Origin of the sequence: Mycobacterium tuberculosis H37Rv, from assembly GCF_000195955.2 — a bacterium.
GTDB lineage: Bacteria > Actinomycetota > Actinomycetes > Mycobacteriales > Mycobacteriaceae > Mycobacterium > Mycobacterium tuberculosis.
The window spans coordinates 243232-257685 of the sequence record NC_000962.3 but is presented as its reverse complement, the minus strand read 5'-3'; the positions used below and the strand labels follow the sequence as shown (position 1 = coordinate 257685).

The following is a 14454-nucleotide window of genomic DNA, read 5'->3' as shown; positions in this document are numbered from 1 at the left end:
AGCATCGGTCACACCGAGTATTTTTCGACCAGCCCGCTCTTGTAGAGCTTTCCGGTGTCGGTGCGCGGCAATTGCGGTTCGAACGCGATCGACCTTGGACACTTGAAGTGTGACAAGCGGTCTCGTAACCAGGCTAATAGCTCGCCGGCGAACTGATCGTTGGCATCGGCGGAGTCGACGGTTTGCACCGCGGCCATGACACGTTGACCCATCTCGTCGTCGGGAACGCCGAACACCGCCGCGTCGAGCACCTTGGGGTGGGCGACCAAGAGGTTCTCCGCCTCCTGCGGGTAGATGTTCACGCCGCCGGAGATGATCATGTGGTGGCGCCGGCCGGTCAGGAACAAGTAGCCGTCGTCGTCGAGATAGCCGACGTCGCCGACGGTTACCCAGCCGTGCTTGTTGCGCGACGCCGCGGTTTTCGCCGGATCGTTGAGGTATTCGAAGGGGTACCCGCCCTCGAAATAGATTTCGCCCGGCTGGTTCGGCGGCAGCTCGCTGCCGTCGGCGCCCACGATGTGCACCCCGCCCTGTATGGGCTTGCCGACCGAACCCGGATGCGTCAACCAATCCTCGGCTGTGATCAACGTCGACCCGCTGGCTTCCGAGGAGGCGTAGTACTCGTCGATGATCGGTCCCCACCAGTGAATCATCTGCTCCTTGATCTGGACTGGACATGGAGCGGCCGCGTGGATCACTCGCCTAAGGCTGGACATGTCATACGAATTACGAACTGCTTCAGGGAGTTTCAGCATCCGGACGAACATGGCCGGGACGAATTGCGCGTGGGTCACCCGGTAGCGCTGGATGGCGTCGAGGGCGCCCTCGGCGTCGAACTTCTCCATCACGACGGTGGTGACGCCCGCGGCCAGTGCGCTCATCGTCCACACTGACGGAGCGGTGTGGTACATCGGCGCGGGACTCAGATATACCGAGTCGGCGTCCATCCAGAAATCGAGCAGTGCCGGCATCATCCCGGGTGCCGCATCCGGTGAGACGTGTGGCAATTCGCGTTTGATTCCCTTCGGTCGGCCAGTCGTTCCCGACGAGTACTGCAGCAGGTCACCCTCGCGTTCGTCCTCGATCGGGGTGTCTGGTTGATCGGCAACGCATTCCGGGTAGGTCATCCAGCCGACCAGACCGCCCCCGGCAAGCATCAGCAGGTCCGGCAGCCCGCCCGGAAGGTGTTCGGCCAGGCCGTGGCAGGTCTCGCGCAGCGCCGCCGAACCGACAATTGCTTTGGCACCGCTGTTGTCGACGATGTAGGCGGCCTCGGAGGCGGTCAGGTGGGTATTGATCGGCACGTAGTACAACCCGCTGCGGCGAGCCGCCCACATGACCGCGTGCACGTGCTCGTTGTTCTCCATCAGGATGGCCACGACGTCGTCCTCGCGCAGACCAGCCTGGCGGAACCAATGCGCCAACCGGTTGGCGCGGGCCTCCAACTCGTCGAAGCTGATGACCGTCCCGGACGGATACAGGATGACGGCGGGCTTATCGGCGCCGATATACGGGCGAATCTGCATGCGCCGAGGGTACGTCGCGGCCCGGCGACCAGAGCCGCAGGGCGCAATTCCGCCCATCACCAGCCGAAATCGTTTGTAAAGTTCTCCACGTGGCAACTCTTCTGGTCAATCCTCCAGGCGTCCGTCAAGACGGGCTGTCGTACGTTGACGGACTCAAGCTTGGAGATCCGTGGCTGTATTGCTCCATGCCCATGGAGCACCTCGGGATGATGTCGATCAAGGCATACGCCAAGACCCAAGGGATCGCAGTCACCTCCGTCAACGGCCTGGTCGCCGGCCACGGGTCCGTGCAGGAGACGTGGCTGGCCATGCAAAGCGCCGCCGCCTTATCAGGAACGCCCCGGCTTGTCGGCTTTTCCTGCATCGACACATTTCCGGAGGTGTTGTGGTTGGCGCAGCGCGCGAGACAGGCCTGGGATGGCGTGCGCATCGTCATCGGGAATGCGATGGCAACACTGAACTACGAGCGCATCCTGCGCCAGCATGACTGTTTCGACTACGTCGTCGTTGGCGACGGGGAGGTAGCGTTCACCAAGCTGGCCTTGGCCCTGGCGAATGACGCTGCGGTTGACGACGTCCCGGGACTAGCCCGCCGTAGTGAGCAGGGACAGATCCTGCGCACACCCTCCTCGCTGGTCGACCTTGACGAGTTGCCTCGCCCGGCTCGCGACGAGTTGCCGACCGTCCTTGCTGATGGCTTCGCCGCCTCCGTCTTTTCCACCCGCGGATGCCCCTACCGCTGCACGTTCTGCGGCACCGGGGCCATGTCCGCGATGCTAGGGAAGGACAGCTACCGGGCGAAGTCGGTTGACGCGGTCGTCGACGAGATCGATTATCTGGTGTCGGACTACGACGTCAACTTCCTATCCATCACCGACGACCTGTTTATCTCCAAACACCCCGGTTCGCAGCAACGCGCCGCTGACTTTGCCAACGCGGTACTCAGGAGGGGGATCAGCGTCAACTTCATGGTCGATATCCGGCTGGACTCCGTTGTCGATCTGGACTTGTTCAAACATCTGCACAGGGCGGGCCTGCGTCGGGTATTCATCGGCGTGGAGACTGGGTCCTACGAGCAACTGCGCGCCTACCGCAAGCAGATCCTCACTCGTGGACAAGATGCCGCCGACACGATCAACGCCCTGCAACAGCTCGGCATTGACGTTATCCCGGGCACCATTATGTTTCACCCCACCGTGCAGCCCGACGAGCTACGCGAAACAGTCCGCCTGCTGCGGGCAACAAAGTATACGGTCGGCTTCAAGTTCATGAGCCGGATCGTCCCCTATCCGGGAACGCCGTTGTACCAAGCGTACTCGGACGCGGGTTATCTCACCGCGAAATGGCCCCTCGGTCAGTGGGAATTCGTCGACCCAGAGGCCTCCCGGGTCTACGCCGACGTCGTAGCCAAGGTCGCTCCTGACGTCGGAATCAGCTTCGATGAGGCTGAGGCGTACTTTCTTTCGCGGCTGGACGAGTGGGAGAATGTCATCGCCGGCCGAATCGCTGAGGCGACGTCGTGACACACGGAATGGTGCTCGGCAAGTTCATGCCGCCCCATGCGGGACACGTCTACCTTTGCGAGTTCGCGCGGCGATGGGTGGATGAGCTGACCATCGTCGTCGGATCAACGGCAGCAGAGCCGATTCCGGGCGCCCAGCGCGTTGCATGGATGCGGGAGCTGTTCCCCTTCGATCGCGTGGTCCATCTGGCCAACGAGAACCCGCAGCGCCCGTGGGAGCACCCGGACTTCTGGGACATCTGGAAGGCGAGCCTGCAGGGCGTGCTGGCAACCCGCCCCGACTTCGTCTTCGGTGCCGAGCCCTACAACGCGGACTTTGCCCAGGTCCTCGGAGCGCGTTTCGTGGCGGTCGATCACGGTCGCACCGTCGTTCCCGTGACTGCAACCGACATCCGCGCGGACCCGCTTGGCCACTGGCAACACATCCCACGGTGCGTGCGGCCGGCCTTCGTCAAACGCGTGAGCATCATCGGACCCGAATCCACCGGGAAGACCACGCTGGCACAGGCGGTTGCGGAAAAGCTCCGAACGAAGTGGGTCCCGGAGCGGGCGAAAATGTTGCGGGAGCTCAATGGCGGCTCACTGATAGGACTGGAGTGGGCCGAAATCGTTCGCGGACAGATCGCGTCGGAGGAAGCCTTGGCTCGTGACGCCGATCGCGTCCTGATCTGCGACACGGATCCGCTCGCGACGACCGTGTGGGCCGAGTTCCTGGCGGGCGGCTGCCCGCAAGAGCTCCGTGATCTAGCTCGGCGTCCCTACGATCTCACACTGCTCACCACGCCCGATGTGCCCTGGGACGCCGACGACGGACGCTGTGTCCCCGGCGCACGCGGTACCTTTTTCGCCCGCTGCGAGCAGGCTCTCCGCGCCGCGGGACGATCATTCGTGGTGATCACGGGCGGTTGGGAAGAGAGGCTTTCGGTGTCTTTGCGCGCTGTCGAAGAACTTGTGCGTGCCCGCCGCTAACGAGCGCGAGCAGACACTAAAGCCCTCGACACGCCGTGCGTGCGGGGGCTTATGCGTCTGCTCGCCCTAACCTAGGCGCTCCTTCAGGGCGTCGAACTCATCTTTGACACCGGTCGGCAGCTTCTCGCCGACGAACTGCAGCCATTCTTCGATCAGCGGCAGTTCCTGACGCCATTCATCGGCATCGACTGCCAGCGCCGCGGCTACATCGGCGGCGTCGACGTCCAGTCCGTCCAGGTCCAAGTCCTCCACGGCGGGAACGGTGCCGATCGGGGTGGTCGCACCGCCGGCCTTGTGCTCGATGCGATCGACGATCCACTTCAGCACCCGGCTGTTCTCGCCGAAGCCCGGCCACAGGAAGCGACCGTCGTCACCGCGACGGAACCAGTTGACGAAGAACACCTTGGGCAGCTTGGACTCATCGGCGTGCTTGCCCAGGTTGATCCAGTGCTGGAAGTAGTCCCCAACGTTGTAGCCCAAAAACGGCAGCATGGCCATCGGGTCGCGGCGCACATTGCCGACCTTGCCCTCGGCCGCGGCGGTCTGCTCGCTACCCAGGGTCGCACCGATGAACACCCCGTGCTGCCAGTCGCGCGCCTCGGTGACCAGCGGAACCGTGGTCTTGCGGCGGCCGCCGAACAGGATCCCCGAGATCGGGACGCCCTGCGGGTCATCCCACTCGGGGGCCAGGATCGGGCACTGCGACATCGGTGTGCAGTACCGGGAGTTCGGGTGTGCCGCATTGGTTTCCGTCTCGCGGAAGTACCAGTCGTTGCCCTTCCAGTCGATCAGGTGCTGCGGGTCGCCTTCCAGGCCCTCCCACCACACGTCGCCGTCGTCGGTGAGTGCGACATTGGTGAACACCGTGTTGCCGGCGGCAATGGTGCGCATGGCGTTAGGGTTCGACTTCCAGTTGGTGCCCGGCGCCACCCCGAAGAAGCCGAATTCCGGGTTGACGGCGTACAGGCGACCGTCCTTGCCAAATCGCATCCATGCGATGTCGTCTCCGAGTGTCTCCGCACGCCAGCCGGGGATGGTTGGCTGCAGCATCGCCAGGTTGGTCTTGCCACACGCCGACGGGAATGCGGCCGCGAAGTAGTAAGCCTTGTTCTCCGGCGAAATCAGCTTGAGGATCAGCATGTGCTCGGCCAGCCAGCCCTCATCGTGGGCCATCGCCGACGCGATACGCAGTGAGTAGCACTTCTTGCCCAGCAACGCGTTGCCGCCGTAGCCCGAGCCGTAGCTCCAGATCTCCCGGGTCTCCGGGAAGTGGGTGATGTACTTGGTTTCGCTGCAGGGCCAGGCCACGTCCTTTTGGCCCGGTTCCAGCGGCGCGCCGACCGAGTGCAGCGCCTTGACAAAGAAACCGTCGTCGCCCATTTTCTCCAGCGCGGCCTTGCCCATCCGGGTCATGGTGCGCATGGAGACGACGACGTACTCGGAGTCGGTGATCTCCACACCAAGTTTGGGGTCCTCGGCGCCCAGCGGTCCCATACAGAACGGCACCACATACATGGTGCGCCCGCGCATGCAACCCCGGTACAGGTCTTTCATGATGGACCGCATTTCGCCGGGATCCATCCAGTTGTTGGTGGGGCCGGCGTCGATCTCTTTCGCCGAGCAGATGTACGTCCGCGACTCCACCCGCGCGACATCGGACGGATCCGACAATGCCAGGTAGGAGTTCTTGTGCTTCTCGGGGTTGAGCCTGATGAACGTGCCGGCCTCGACTAGCTGATCGCAGAGCCGCTGGAACTCTTCTTCCGAGCCGTCAGTGAAGACCACCCGGTCCGGCTGGGTGAGCTCGGCGACCTCTTCGACCCAGGACAGCAACCCCTGGTGATTCGTCGGCGCGGTATCCAGACCGGGGATGGTCGCTGAGGTCATCGAATTCTCCTGCGTAGTTATCGGGTGCTCGCGGTTACGTATGGGTTAGGTATGCCCGTCTTGGTGGCGAGGCTGATACGGCCGCTCACCTAGTGAGACACTTTTTATCCAGATTATCGCCCAGAACTTGTCAGGGAAGACTTGGGCGGGTATAAGCCTGCTCACAACAACGATTCAGAAGCTTCAGAACAGGCCTGTTGTGGGCGCACCCGGCTCGCCGAGTTCTGCACGCACCGCCTCAAGTGCGGCCCGCACCGCCGGCATCTCCCGGTCACGCAGGGCCGCGGCCCGCGCCGCAGCGACGGCGTGTTCGCGCAGTTCGCCGTCAATGATGCTGACCTGATCGGCCACCCGGGCGTTCTCGGCGTCGTCGCGTTCACTAATCGCGGTGCTCAGCAGCGTCTCGACAGCCACCACCCGAGTGGCGACCAGCTGCTCCACCACGGACCGCAGCGATGCCGTCACCTCACCCGTCCAGCGGTCCACCACGACACGGTCGTGCAGCAGCGCGCGGGCATTCACCACCCAGGCGGTCACCGCCAGGCCGATCGCCACACCCGCCACCATCCCCGATGCAGCCAGGCCGGGAGTAAGACCCGCCACCAGCCTGCTCAGGGTCAGCGCGATACCCAGCCCGAACCCGGCGCCCAAGAGTGTTGTCAGCCGGATCTCCAATCGTCGTGATGTCAGTGGCGGGGCCACAACCGTCGGGAGCACCGCCGGGAGGTTCTCGAGGACCGGTGGCTGCACCGGCACACCCAACAGCTGCGCGACGTCGGCAAGGTGCGCGACGGCACCTTCGCCCACCTCGGCGACCACCTCCTGGACCCGGCCGCGCGTGTATGCCGCGAACCTGGCGATGTCCTTCCGGGACAGACCGGCGACGTGCTCCTGCAGCTCGACGCGCAGCAACGAACACCGATTGCGGGCAAAGTAGGACAATTTGACCCGAGCGTGCTGGATCTGCGCGCGCAGCGCGATGGTGTGTTCAGACTTCGATTGACGCCCCTGCCGCAGGACCGTGCGCCGTTGCTGGCGCAACGCGTCGACCCGTGCCCGCCGACCGGCGCTCTGTGCATCGCCATCGAACCGCCGCGCGACCATCAGAAGCCGGGATTCCCACGCACGCAACATGTTTCGCCGCGCGACAGCCGGATCGGCGAGCTGTTTCTGGATGGCGGCGACCAAGTCGTCCAGGTATGGCTCGCCCAGCTCAGGTGCGGCGGCCGCGCCAACCCAGGGCACCCGGGCGTAGCGGGACGCGCGCGCGGCCAGCCTGTCGCGGTTACTGGTAAGCACGTCACGCCAGCCGCGGTGCACGTCGATCTTGGACACCACAGCTACCACCGCATCGGTGTGCTCCGCGGCGGTGTCCAGCAACACGCAATCGGATTCGGTCAGCGCGGTTGCCGCGGAAACAACGAACACCACCGCCACCGGCGCATCGCCGGGTCCCAACTCTGCCGTCTCGACGAACCTACGCTGCGGCAGCCTTTCGGCCAGTGCCGCGCGCACACCGCTAACCCCGGCCAGCCACGGACCGGTCACCAGCACCACCTCGCGGCGGTTGATGACCGGCAAACCCAGCCCGGCAAGCCCCGGCGCGATCGCTGCCACCAGCTCGTCCACCCCGGCCGGGTCATCACTAGCCGCGCGGATCACGATGACTTCCGGTATCGGTGCAGGGGCATGCCGCCGGCCAGCGACCACAGCCGAAGGGATCCCCGAGCGATATCCGCGCCGCACGTGCGGTGCATGTCACCGTTGTCCAGGCTGTAACGATGCCACCGCACCGCCCGCGGCAGGTGGGCGGCCGGATCGTCCAACGGGCCAACGTCTAGCCCGACGGCCAGGGCTACGTCGACGGCGGCCGCCATCCGGGCGAGAACTGTGTCGTCGTCGCGCAAGAACTCACCGATCGGACCGCCGATCTCCTTGGCCTGCGCGGCCAGCGCCTCCAGCTCCGCGACCGCGTCAAGCAACCGCCGGTAGCGCACCTCAGAACCGGCGGCGGTGACCTTGTCGATGACGGCGTCGACACCGCTGACCCGGCGTAACAGGGTGCGGAGCTGCGCCGGGGTTCGCGAGGGCCGGCCCGGCCGGAACGCTGCCATGCCCAGTGCGATGCCGAACAGGTCGAGGGTGTCCAGCAACCGCAACCGTACCTCGGTAGGGACCGGCAGGGCTGCCGCCAGAAACCCCGCAACGGCTCGGTCGAGAGCGTCAAAGCCGTCGGGGTGGGCGGCTAGCGCCCGCAGCACGGCCCGCAAGGTGTCATCAAGATCGTCGAGCGCCGCGACGGCGAGCAACCCGATCATGGACTCCATGGGGACCCCGAGGAGTGTAGAAAATTGCGCGCACCGGGCCTGCGCCATCACGATCGGACCTGCACCCGAGAGCGGGCCGGCCAGATCGGCCTTGTTCAACACCGCCACCACCGGGCGCCGGGTGGCGGCGATGGCTTCGCGGTCCTCGGGCTTGACTACCTCGACGGTGACGTAGACGACCAGGTCGACGTCAGAGTCGGCGGCGCGTGCTTGCGGTGTCACCGTCATGCCCGACGAGCTCCCAGCACCCTGCAGGGCGCGCGCCACCGTGCGGCAACCCACCCCGGGACGCCCACGGACCGCTACGCGCAGCGGTTCGGCGGCCCGCTGCGCGATCGCCACTACCCGCTGGTCGGCGGAGCTGGTGGCGAATCGCGCCAGCTCGTCGACGAAAATCTGGTGCCCTTGTCCGCGCATCTCCCACCCGATCGGTTCGTTCAGAATGGTGGCACCCTCGCCGCCGAGGCGCGAGTCAGCAGTTGTCCGCTACCCGCCGAAGGCAACTGTTGGGTATCAATCTGGACCAGGGGCGGCTACGCCGGGCGCTGATGGTCCACCATGGACAAATGCATGCGCAACCCGGGGTAGGGCTACGTCCCGACACACCGGTGGCATCGGGCCAGCTCCCCAGCACGAGCATCCGGTCGCGGCGGTCGGGGATCTCCAAGGCCCAACGCGAGACCTGGGAGCGACTTTGGCCGGAGCTTGGCCTCCTGGCGCTACCTCAATCCCCGCGCGGGACACCGGTGGATACCCGTGCCTGGTTTGGCCGTGACGCGCCGGTGGTGTTGGAGATCGGCTCCGGCAGCGGCACGTCGACGCTGGCGATGGCGAAGGCCGAACCCCATGTCGACGTGATCGCTGTGGACGTCTATCGCCGCGGGCTGGCTCAGCTGCTCTGCGCGATTGACAAAGTGGGCTCCGACGGGATCAACATCCGGCTGATCCTTGGCAATGCCGTCGACGTGCTGCAACACTTGATCGCCCCCGATTCGTTGTGCGGTGTTCGAGTCTTCTTCCCCGATCCGTGGCCGAAGGCACGCCACCATAAGCGCCGCCTGTTACAGCCGGCCACCATGGCCTTGATCGCAGACCGGCTCGTTCCCAGTGGTGTGCTGCACGCCGCGACCGACCATCCCGGCTACGCCGAGCACATCGCCGCGGCCGGCGACGCCGAACCCCGGCTGGTTCGCGTCGACCCCGACACCGAACTGCTGCCGATTTCGGTCGTCCGACCGGCTACCAAGTACGAGAGGAAAGCCCAGCTTGGGGGCGGCGCAGTCATCGAGTTGTTATGGAAAAAGCACGGTTGCTCTGAAAGAGACCTGAAAATTAGATGATGATGAGCCTGACCGAAGACGTGACTTCACAAACATCTGAATCCCTCGCCCGGCACTCGGTACTGGCGGAAGACTTATCGCAGGACGGGCTGACCAGTCTCGGTGCGCCGGGGGCACGGGTATTGCTGGTGTGGGACGCTCCCAACCTCGACATGGGTTTGGGCTCCATCTTGGGCCGCCGGCCGACAGCACTGGAACGACCACGATTCGACGCCCTGGGACGCTGGCTGCTGGCCCGAACCGCAGAGATTGTGGCCGGCCGTCCAGGCATCTCGACCGAACCGGAGGCCACCGTCTTCACCAACATCGCCCCTGGCAGCGCCGAGGTGGTCCGGCCGTGGGTGGACGCGTTGCGCAATGTCGGATTCGCCGTCTTCGCCAAACCGAAAGTAGACGAGGACAGCGACGTTGACCGCGACATGTTGGCGCACATCGACGAGCGCTACCGCGAAGGGCTCGCCGCGCTGGTGGTGGCGTCGGCCGACGGTCAGGCATTCCGCCAACCGTTGGAGGCGGTCGCCCGCAGCGGAACCCCAGTTCAAGTGCTCGGATTTCGTGAACACGCCAGTTGGGCGCTAGCGTCGGATACCTTGGAGTTCGTCGACCTGGAGGACATCGCTGGTGTTTTCCGGGAACCACTACCTCGAATCGGCCTCGATTCGCTACCTGAGCAGGGGGCTTGGCTGCAGCCGTTCCGGCCGCTGTCCTCGCTGTTGACCTCGCGAGTGTGACAGCCGACGTGTGTGACAACCAAAAAGCAATACGCGGGTCGCTGCCGATCCAGTAAGGAGCTTACGTGTTCGCCTGGTGGGGTCGAACTGTGTACCGCTACCGGTTCATCGTAATCGGGGTCATGGTCGCTCTATGCCTCGGCGGCGGCGTTTTCGGGCTGAGCCTCGGCAAGCACGTCACGCAGAGCGGCTTCTACGACGACGGCAGCCAATCGGTGCAAGCATCGGTGCTGGGCGACCAGGTCTACGGCCGAGACCGAAGCGGTCACATCGTCGCGATCTTCCAAGCCCCAGCCGGCAAGACCGTTGACGACCCGGCCTGGTCAAAGAAGGTCGTCGACGAGCTCAACCGGTTCCAGCAGGATCACCCCGACCAGGTCTTGGGATGGGCCGGCTACCTGAGAGCGAGTCAGGCGACCGGCATGGCCACCGCCGACAAGAAGTACACCTTCGTTTCCATCCCGCTCAAGGGTGATGACGACGACACCATCCTCAACAACTACAAGGCCATCGCACCCGACCTGCAGCGGCTCGACGGAGGCACGGTGAAGCTCGCCGGGCTGCAACCGGTGGCCGAGGCGTTGACCGGCACCATCGCCACCGACCAACGGCGAATGGAAGTGCTGGCGCTGCCGTTGGTGGCGGTGGTGTTGTTCTTCGTGTTCGGCGGCGTGATCGCCGCCGGCCTACCGGTGATGGTCGGAGGGCTGTGCATCGCCGGCGCGCTGGGCATCATGCGGTTCCTCGCGATCTTCGGTCCCGTGCACTATTTCGCCCAGCCCGTGGTGTCGCTGATCGGTCTGGGGATCGCCATCGACTACGGGTTGTTCATCGTGAGCCGGTTCCGCGAAGAGATCGCCGAAGGCTACGACACCGAGACGGCAGTACGGCGCACGGTGATCACCGCCGGACGCACGGTGACGTTCTCGGCGGTGTTGATCGTCGCGTCGGCGATCGGTCTGCTGCTCTTCCCGCAGGGTTTCCTGAAGTCGCTGACCTACGCCACGATCGCATCGGTGATGCTGTCGGCCATCCTGTCTATCACCGTGTTGCCGGCCTGTCTGGGGATCCTGGGCAAACACGTCGACGCGCTCGGCGTGCGGACCCTGTTCCGGGTGCCCTTCCTGGCGAACTGGAAGATTTCGGCCGCCTACCTGAACTGGCTCGCCGACCGCCTGCAGCGGACCAAGACCCGCGAAGAGGTCGAAGCCGGCTTCTGGGGCAAGCTGGTTAACCGGGTGATGAAGCGCCCAGTGCTGTTCGCCGCACCGATCGTCATCATCATGATTTTGCTGATTATCCCGGTGGGCAAGCTGTCATTGGGCGGGATCAGCGAGAAGTACTTGCCGCCGACCAATTCGGTGCGCCAGGCGCAGGAGGAGTTCGACAAACTCTTCCCCGGATACCGCACCAATCCGCTGACACTGGTGATCCAGACCAGCAACCATCAACCGGTCACCGACGCGCAGATCGCTGACATCCGCAGCAAGGCGATGGCGATCGGCGGATTCATCGAGCCGGACAACGATCCGGCGAATATGTGGCAAGAGCGTGCCTACGCGGTAGGCGCATCTAAAGATCCATCGGTGCGCGTCCTGCAGAACGGGTTGATCAACCCGGCTGACGCGTCGAAGAAGCTCACCGAGCTGCGCGCGATCACCCCGCCCAAAGGAATCACGGTCTTGGTCGGTGGAACTCCCGCCCTGGAGCTGGATTCAATCCACGGCCTGTTCGCGAAGATGCCGCTGATGGTGGTCATCCTGCTGACCACCACGATCGTCTTGATGTTCTTGGCGTTCGGCTCGGTGGTGCTGCCAATCAAGGCGACGCTGATGAGCGCTCTGACGCTCGGGTCCACCATGGGCATCCTGACGTGGATATTCGTCGACGGACACTTTTCGAAGTGGCTGAATTTCACGCCGACCCCGCTGACAGCGCCGGTGATCGGGCTGATCATCGCGCTGGTCTTCGGCCTATCCACCGACTACGAGGTGTTCTTGGTGTCCCGGATGGTCGAGGCGCGAGAGCGCGGCATGTCGACCCAGGAGGCGATCCGGATCGGCACCGCAGCCACCGGACGCATCATTACCGCCGCGGCGCTGATTGTTGCCGTCGTCGCGGGCGCGTTCGTGTTCTCCGACCTGGTGATGATGAAGTATCTGGCCTTTGGACTGATGGCGGCGCTGCTGCTGGACGCGACCGTGGTGCGGATGTTTTTAGTGCCATCGGTGATGAAGCTGCTCGGCGATGACTGCTGGTGGGCACCGCGCTGGGCCAGACGCCTGCAGACCCGCATCGGGCTGGGCGAGATCCACCTGCCCGACGAGCGCAAGCGGCCCGTCAGCAACGGGCGTCCCGCACGTCCTCCGGTCACAGCTGGGCTGGTTGCGGCGCGCGCCGCTGGGGACCCGCGCCCACCGCACGATCCGACCCATCCGCTGGCGGAGTCACCTCGACCGGCCCGCTCGAGTCCAGCAAGCTCACCGGAGCTCACGCCTGCCCTGGAAGCAACTGCCGCGCCGGCGGCGCCGTCTGGGGCGAGCACCACACGGATGCAGATCGGGTCGTCGACGGAGCCGCCGACAACCCGCCTCGCGGCTGCCGGTCGGTCCGTGCAGTCGCCAGCATCCACGCCGCCACCAACCCCGACCCCGCCATCGGCCCCGTCTGCCGGTCAGACCCGGGCTATGCCGCTTGCGGCGAACCGCTCCACAGACGCAGCCGGTGACCCGGCCGAACCCACCGCGGCCCTGCCAATCATACGGTCGGACGGCGACGACTCAGAGGCAGCCACTGAGCAGCTGAATGCCCGCGGCACGAGCGATAAGACGCGTCAGCGCCGCCGCGGCGGCGGCGCCCTGTCCGCCCAGGATCTGCTTCGCCGCGAAGGACGCCTTTAAACCTCGGTGAGGTGATCGGAAGAAACGTCTGCCACGTCGGCGAACGGATTCCCGCCCAGCAGCACCTGCACCGCATTGTTGAAGAAAGCGACCGTCGGGACGGCCAACAGGGCGCCGACGACTCCGGCAAGCACACCGCCAGCGGCAATGGCCAGCACCACGGCCAGCGGGTGAATCGACACCGCCCGACCCATCACCAGCGGCTGCAGTAAATGGGCCTCAAGTTGGTTCACCGCGATTAGCAAACCGACCGTGATCAGCGCGTAGCCAATGCCCTTGGCCAGCAGGGCCACCACCACGGCCAGAAACCCGGCGACCACGGCACCGATCAACGGAATGAAGGCACCGAAAAACACCAGCGAGGCCAGCGGTAATGCCAGCGGCACACCCATCACCGCCAGCCCCGCGCCCACCCCGGCCGCATCGGTCAATGCCACTAGGAAGGTGGCCCGCGCGTACCCGATCAGCGACGCATAACCGGCGCGCCCCGCCGCACGCACTCTGTCACGGACGCTGGCCGGGAAGGCCTTCGTGACGTACTGCCAGATGCTCCGGCCCCCGTAGAGGAAGAAAATGAGCGTGAACAGTACCAGCACCGCCGCGGTAACCAGCTCGGTAATGGTGGCTGCAGTCGACAATGCGCCACTGGTCAGCTTCGCCTGGTTGTTGCGCAGCGCCTCGATCGCGGCGTTGCCCGCGTTGTCGATCTGTTCGCCGCGCAAGTGCGCCGGGCCTTCGATCAGCCATCTGCGCGCGGAGTCGATGCTGCGCTCAACCTCGGTGACCAGATGCGGCAACCCCGCGATGAATTGGCTGACGACGAACGTCAGGATGCCGCCGAGAACCGCGAAACCGCTCAACAAGACCAGCGTCACCGCGACAGCGTGCGGCAGGCCCCGGGAGTCCAGCCAATCCACCGGCGGCACCAGCAACGCACTCAACATCAGCGCCAGCAACACCGGGACGACGATGACCTCAAACTTGTTGAGGACCCACAGCAGCGCGACCATCGCGGCCAGGATGACCAAGAACCGCCACGCCCAGGCCGCGGTCTTGCGAACCAGCGGTGCGACCGAAGCGTCATCCAGGCTCGCCGACATCCGGCAAGCGTAACGGGAACGGCGGCGTCGTAAGGTCGCGGCGGGTCGCGTCGAGCCCGCATAGTTACTTTGCCAGGCGGCACGATCCGGTCACGACCCCCCAACGAGGCTGACACGGTTAGCGATGTATCGCGATTACGGCGCCACCTGCA

Annotated in this window: 10 protein-coding genes; 5 read left to right on the top strand and 5 right to left on the bottom strand. The window is 65.1% G+C overall.

The genetic code is table 11. The features are described from left to right. Positions 1–8: 8 nt before the first annotated feature. Complete coding sequence (fadD4, locus tag Rv0214; RefSeq protein ID NP_214728.1) at positions 9–1622, bottom strand: fatty-acid--CoA ligase FadD4; 1614 nt, start codon at positions 1620–1622, stop codon at positions 9–11. Positions 1623–1735: 113 nt separating this feature from the next. On the opposite strand from fadD4, the gene Rv0213c reads away from it, so the two are divergent. Both Rv0213c and nadR read left to right on the top strand, forming a co-directional pair. Further along, positions 1736–3049: a methyltransferase gene (locus tag Rv0213c; protein ID NP_214727.1), complete on the top strand. Its 1314-nt coding sequence runs from the start codon at positions 1736–1738 to the stop codon at positions 3047–3049. Beyond that, positions 3046–4017, top strand: a complete 972-nt coding sequence (gene nadR, locus Rv0212c; protein NP_214726.1) for a transcriptional regulator NadR — start codon at positions 3046–3048, stop codon at positions 4015–4017. The genes Rv0213c and nadR overlap by 4 nt, the downstream gene beginning before the upstream one ends. 66 nt (positions 4018–4083) lie before the next feature. Here the strand turns inward: nadR and pckA are convergent, their stop codons facing one another. From pckA to Rv0209, 3 genes are all read right to left on the bottom strand, one after another. Continuing rightward, positions 4084–5904, bottom strand: coding sequence for a phosphoenolpyruvate carboxykinase (pckA, locus tag Rv0211; RefSeq protein ID NP_214725.1), 1821 nt, complete (start codon positions 5902–5904; stop codon positions 4084–4086). A gap of 183 nt (positions 5905–6087) precedes the next feature. Next, entirely contained in the window at positions 6088–7566 is a 1479-nt protein-coding gene (locus tag Rv0210) for a hypothetical protein (RefSeq protein ID NP_214724.1), read from the bottom strand. Continuing rightward, on the bottom strand, positions 7563–8648 hold the full coding sequence (locus tag Rv0209) for a hypothetical protein (protein ID NP_214723.1): 1086 nt from the start codon (positions 8646–8648) through the stop codon (positions 7563–7565). Before Rv0209 ends, Rv0210 begins: the two co-directional genes overlap by 4 nt. Positions 8649–8779: 131 nt before the next feature. Between Rv0209 and Rv0208c the strand changes: the two genes are divergently transcribed. The 3 genes from Rv0208c to mmpL3 all read left to right on the top strand — a co-directional run bounded on the left by Rv0208c (position 8780) and on the right by mmpL3 (position 13202). Next, positions 8780–9571: a tRNA (guanine-N(7)-)-methyltransferase gene (locus tag Rv0208c; protein ID NP_214722.1), complete on the top strand. Its 792-nt coding sequence runs from the start codon at positions 8780–8782 to the stop codon at positions 9569–9571. 2 nt (positions 9572–9573) lie between these two features. Next, positions 9574–10302: a hypothetical protein gene (locus tag Rv0207c; RefSeq protein NP_214721.1), complete on the top strand. Its 729-nt coding sequence runs from the start codon at positions 9574–9576 to the stop codon at positions 10300–10302. A gap of 65 nt (positions 10303–10367) precedes the next feature. After that, positions 10368–13202: a transmembrane transport protein MmpL3 gene (gene mmpL3, locus Rv0206c; protein NP_214720.1), complete on the top strand. Its 2835-nt coding sequence runs from the start codon at positions 10368–10370 to the stop codon at positions 13200–13202. Here mmpL3 and Rv0205 read toward each other — a convergent pair. Further along, complete coding sequence (locus Rv0205; protein ID NP_214719.1) at positions 13199–14302, bottom strand: transmembrane protein; 1104 nt, start codon at positions 14300–14302, stop codon at positions 13199–13201. The genes mmpL3 and Rv0205 overlap by 4 nt on opposite strands. Positions 14303–14454 lie beyond the last annotated feature (152 nt).

Bases quoted from the DNA above. Each gene is read 5' to 3' on its own strand.
- Rv0213c (NP_214727.1), top strand. From the start codon at position 1,736: ATGTCGATCAAGGCATACGCCAAGACCCAAGGGATCGCAGTCACCTCC.
- Rv0208c (NP_214722.1), top strand. From the start codon at position 8,780: ATGGTCCACCATGGACAAATGCATGCGCAACCCGGGGTAGGGCTACGT.
- Rv0207c (NP_214721.1), top strand. From the start codon at position 9,574: ATGAGCCTGACCGAAGACGTGACTTCACAAACATCTGAATCCCTCGCC.
- Rv0209 (NP_214723.1), bottom strand. From the start codon at position 8,648: ATGCGCGGACAAGGGCACCAGATTTTCGTCGACGAGCTGGCGCGATTC.
- pckA (NP_214725.1), bottom strand. From the start codon at position 5,904: ATGACCTCAGCGACCATCCCCGGTCTGGATACCGCGCCGACGAATCAC.
- Rv0205 (NP_214719.1), bottom strand. From the start codon at position 14,302: ATGTCGGCGAGCCTGGATGACGCTTCGGTCGCACCGCTGGTTCGCAAG.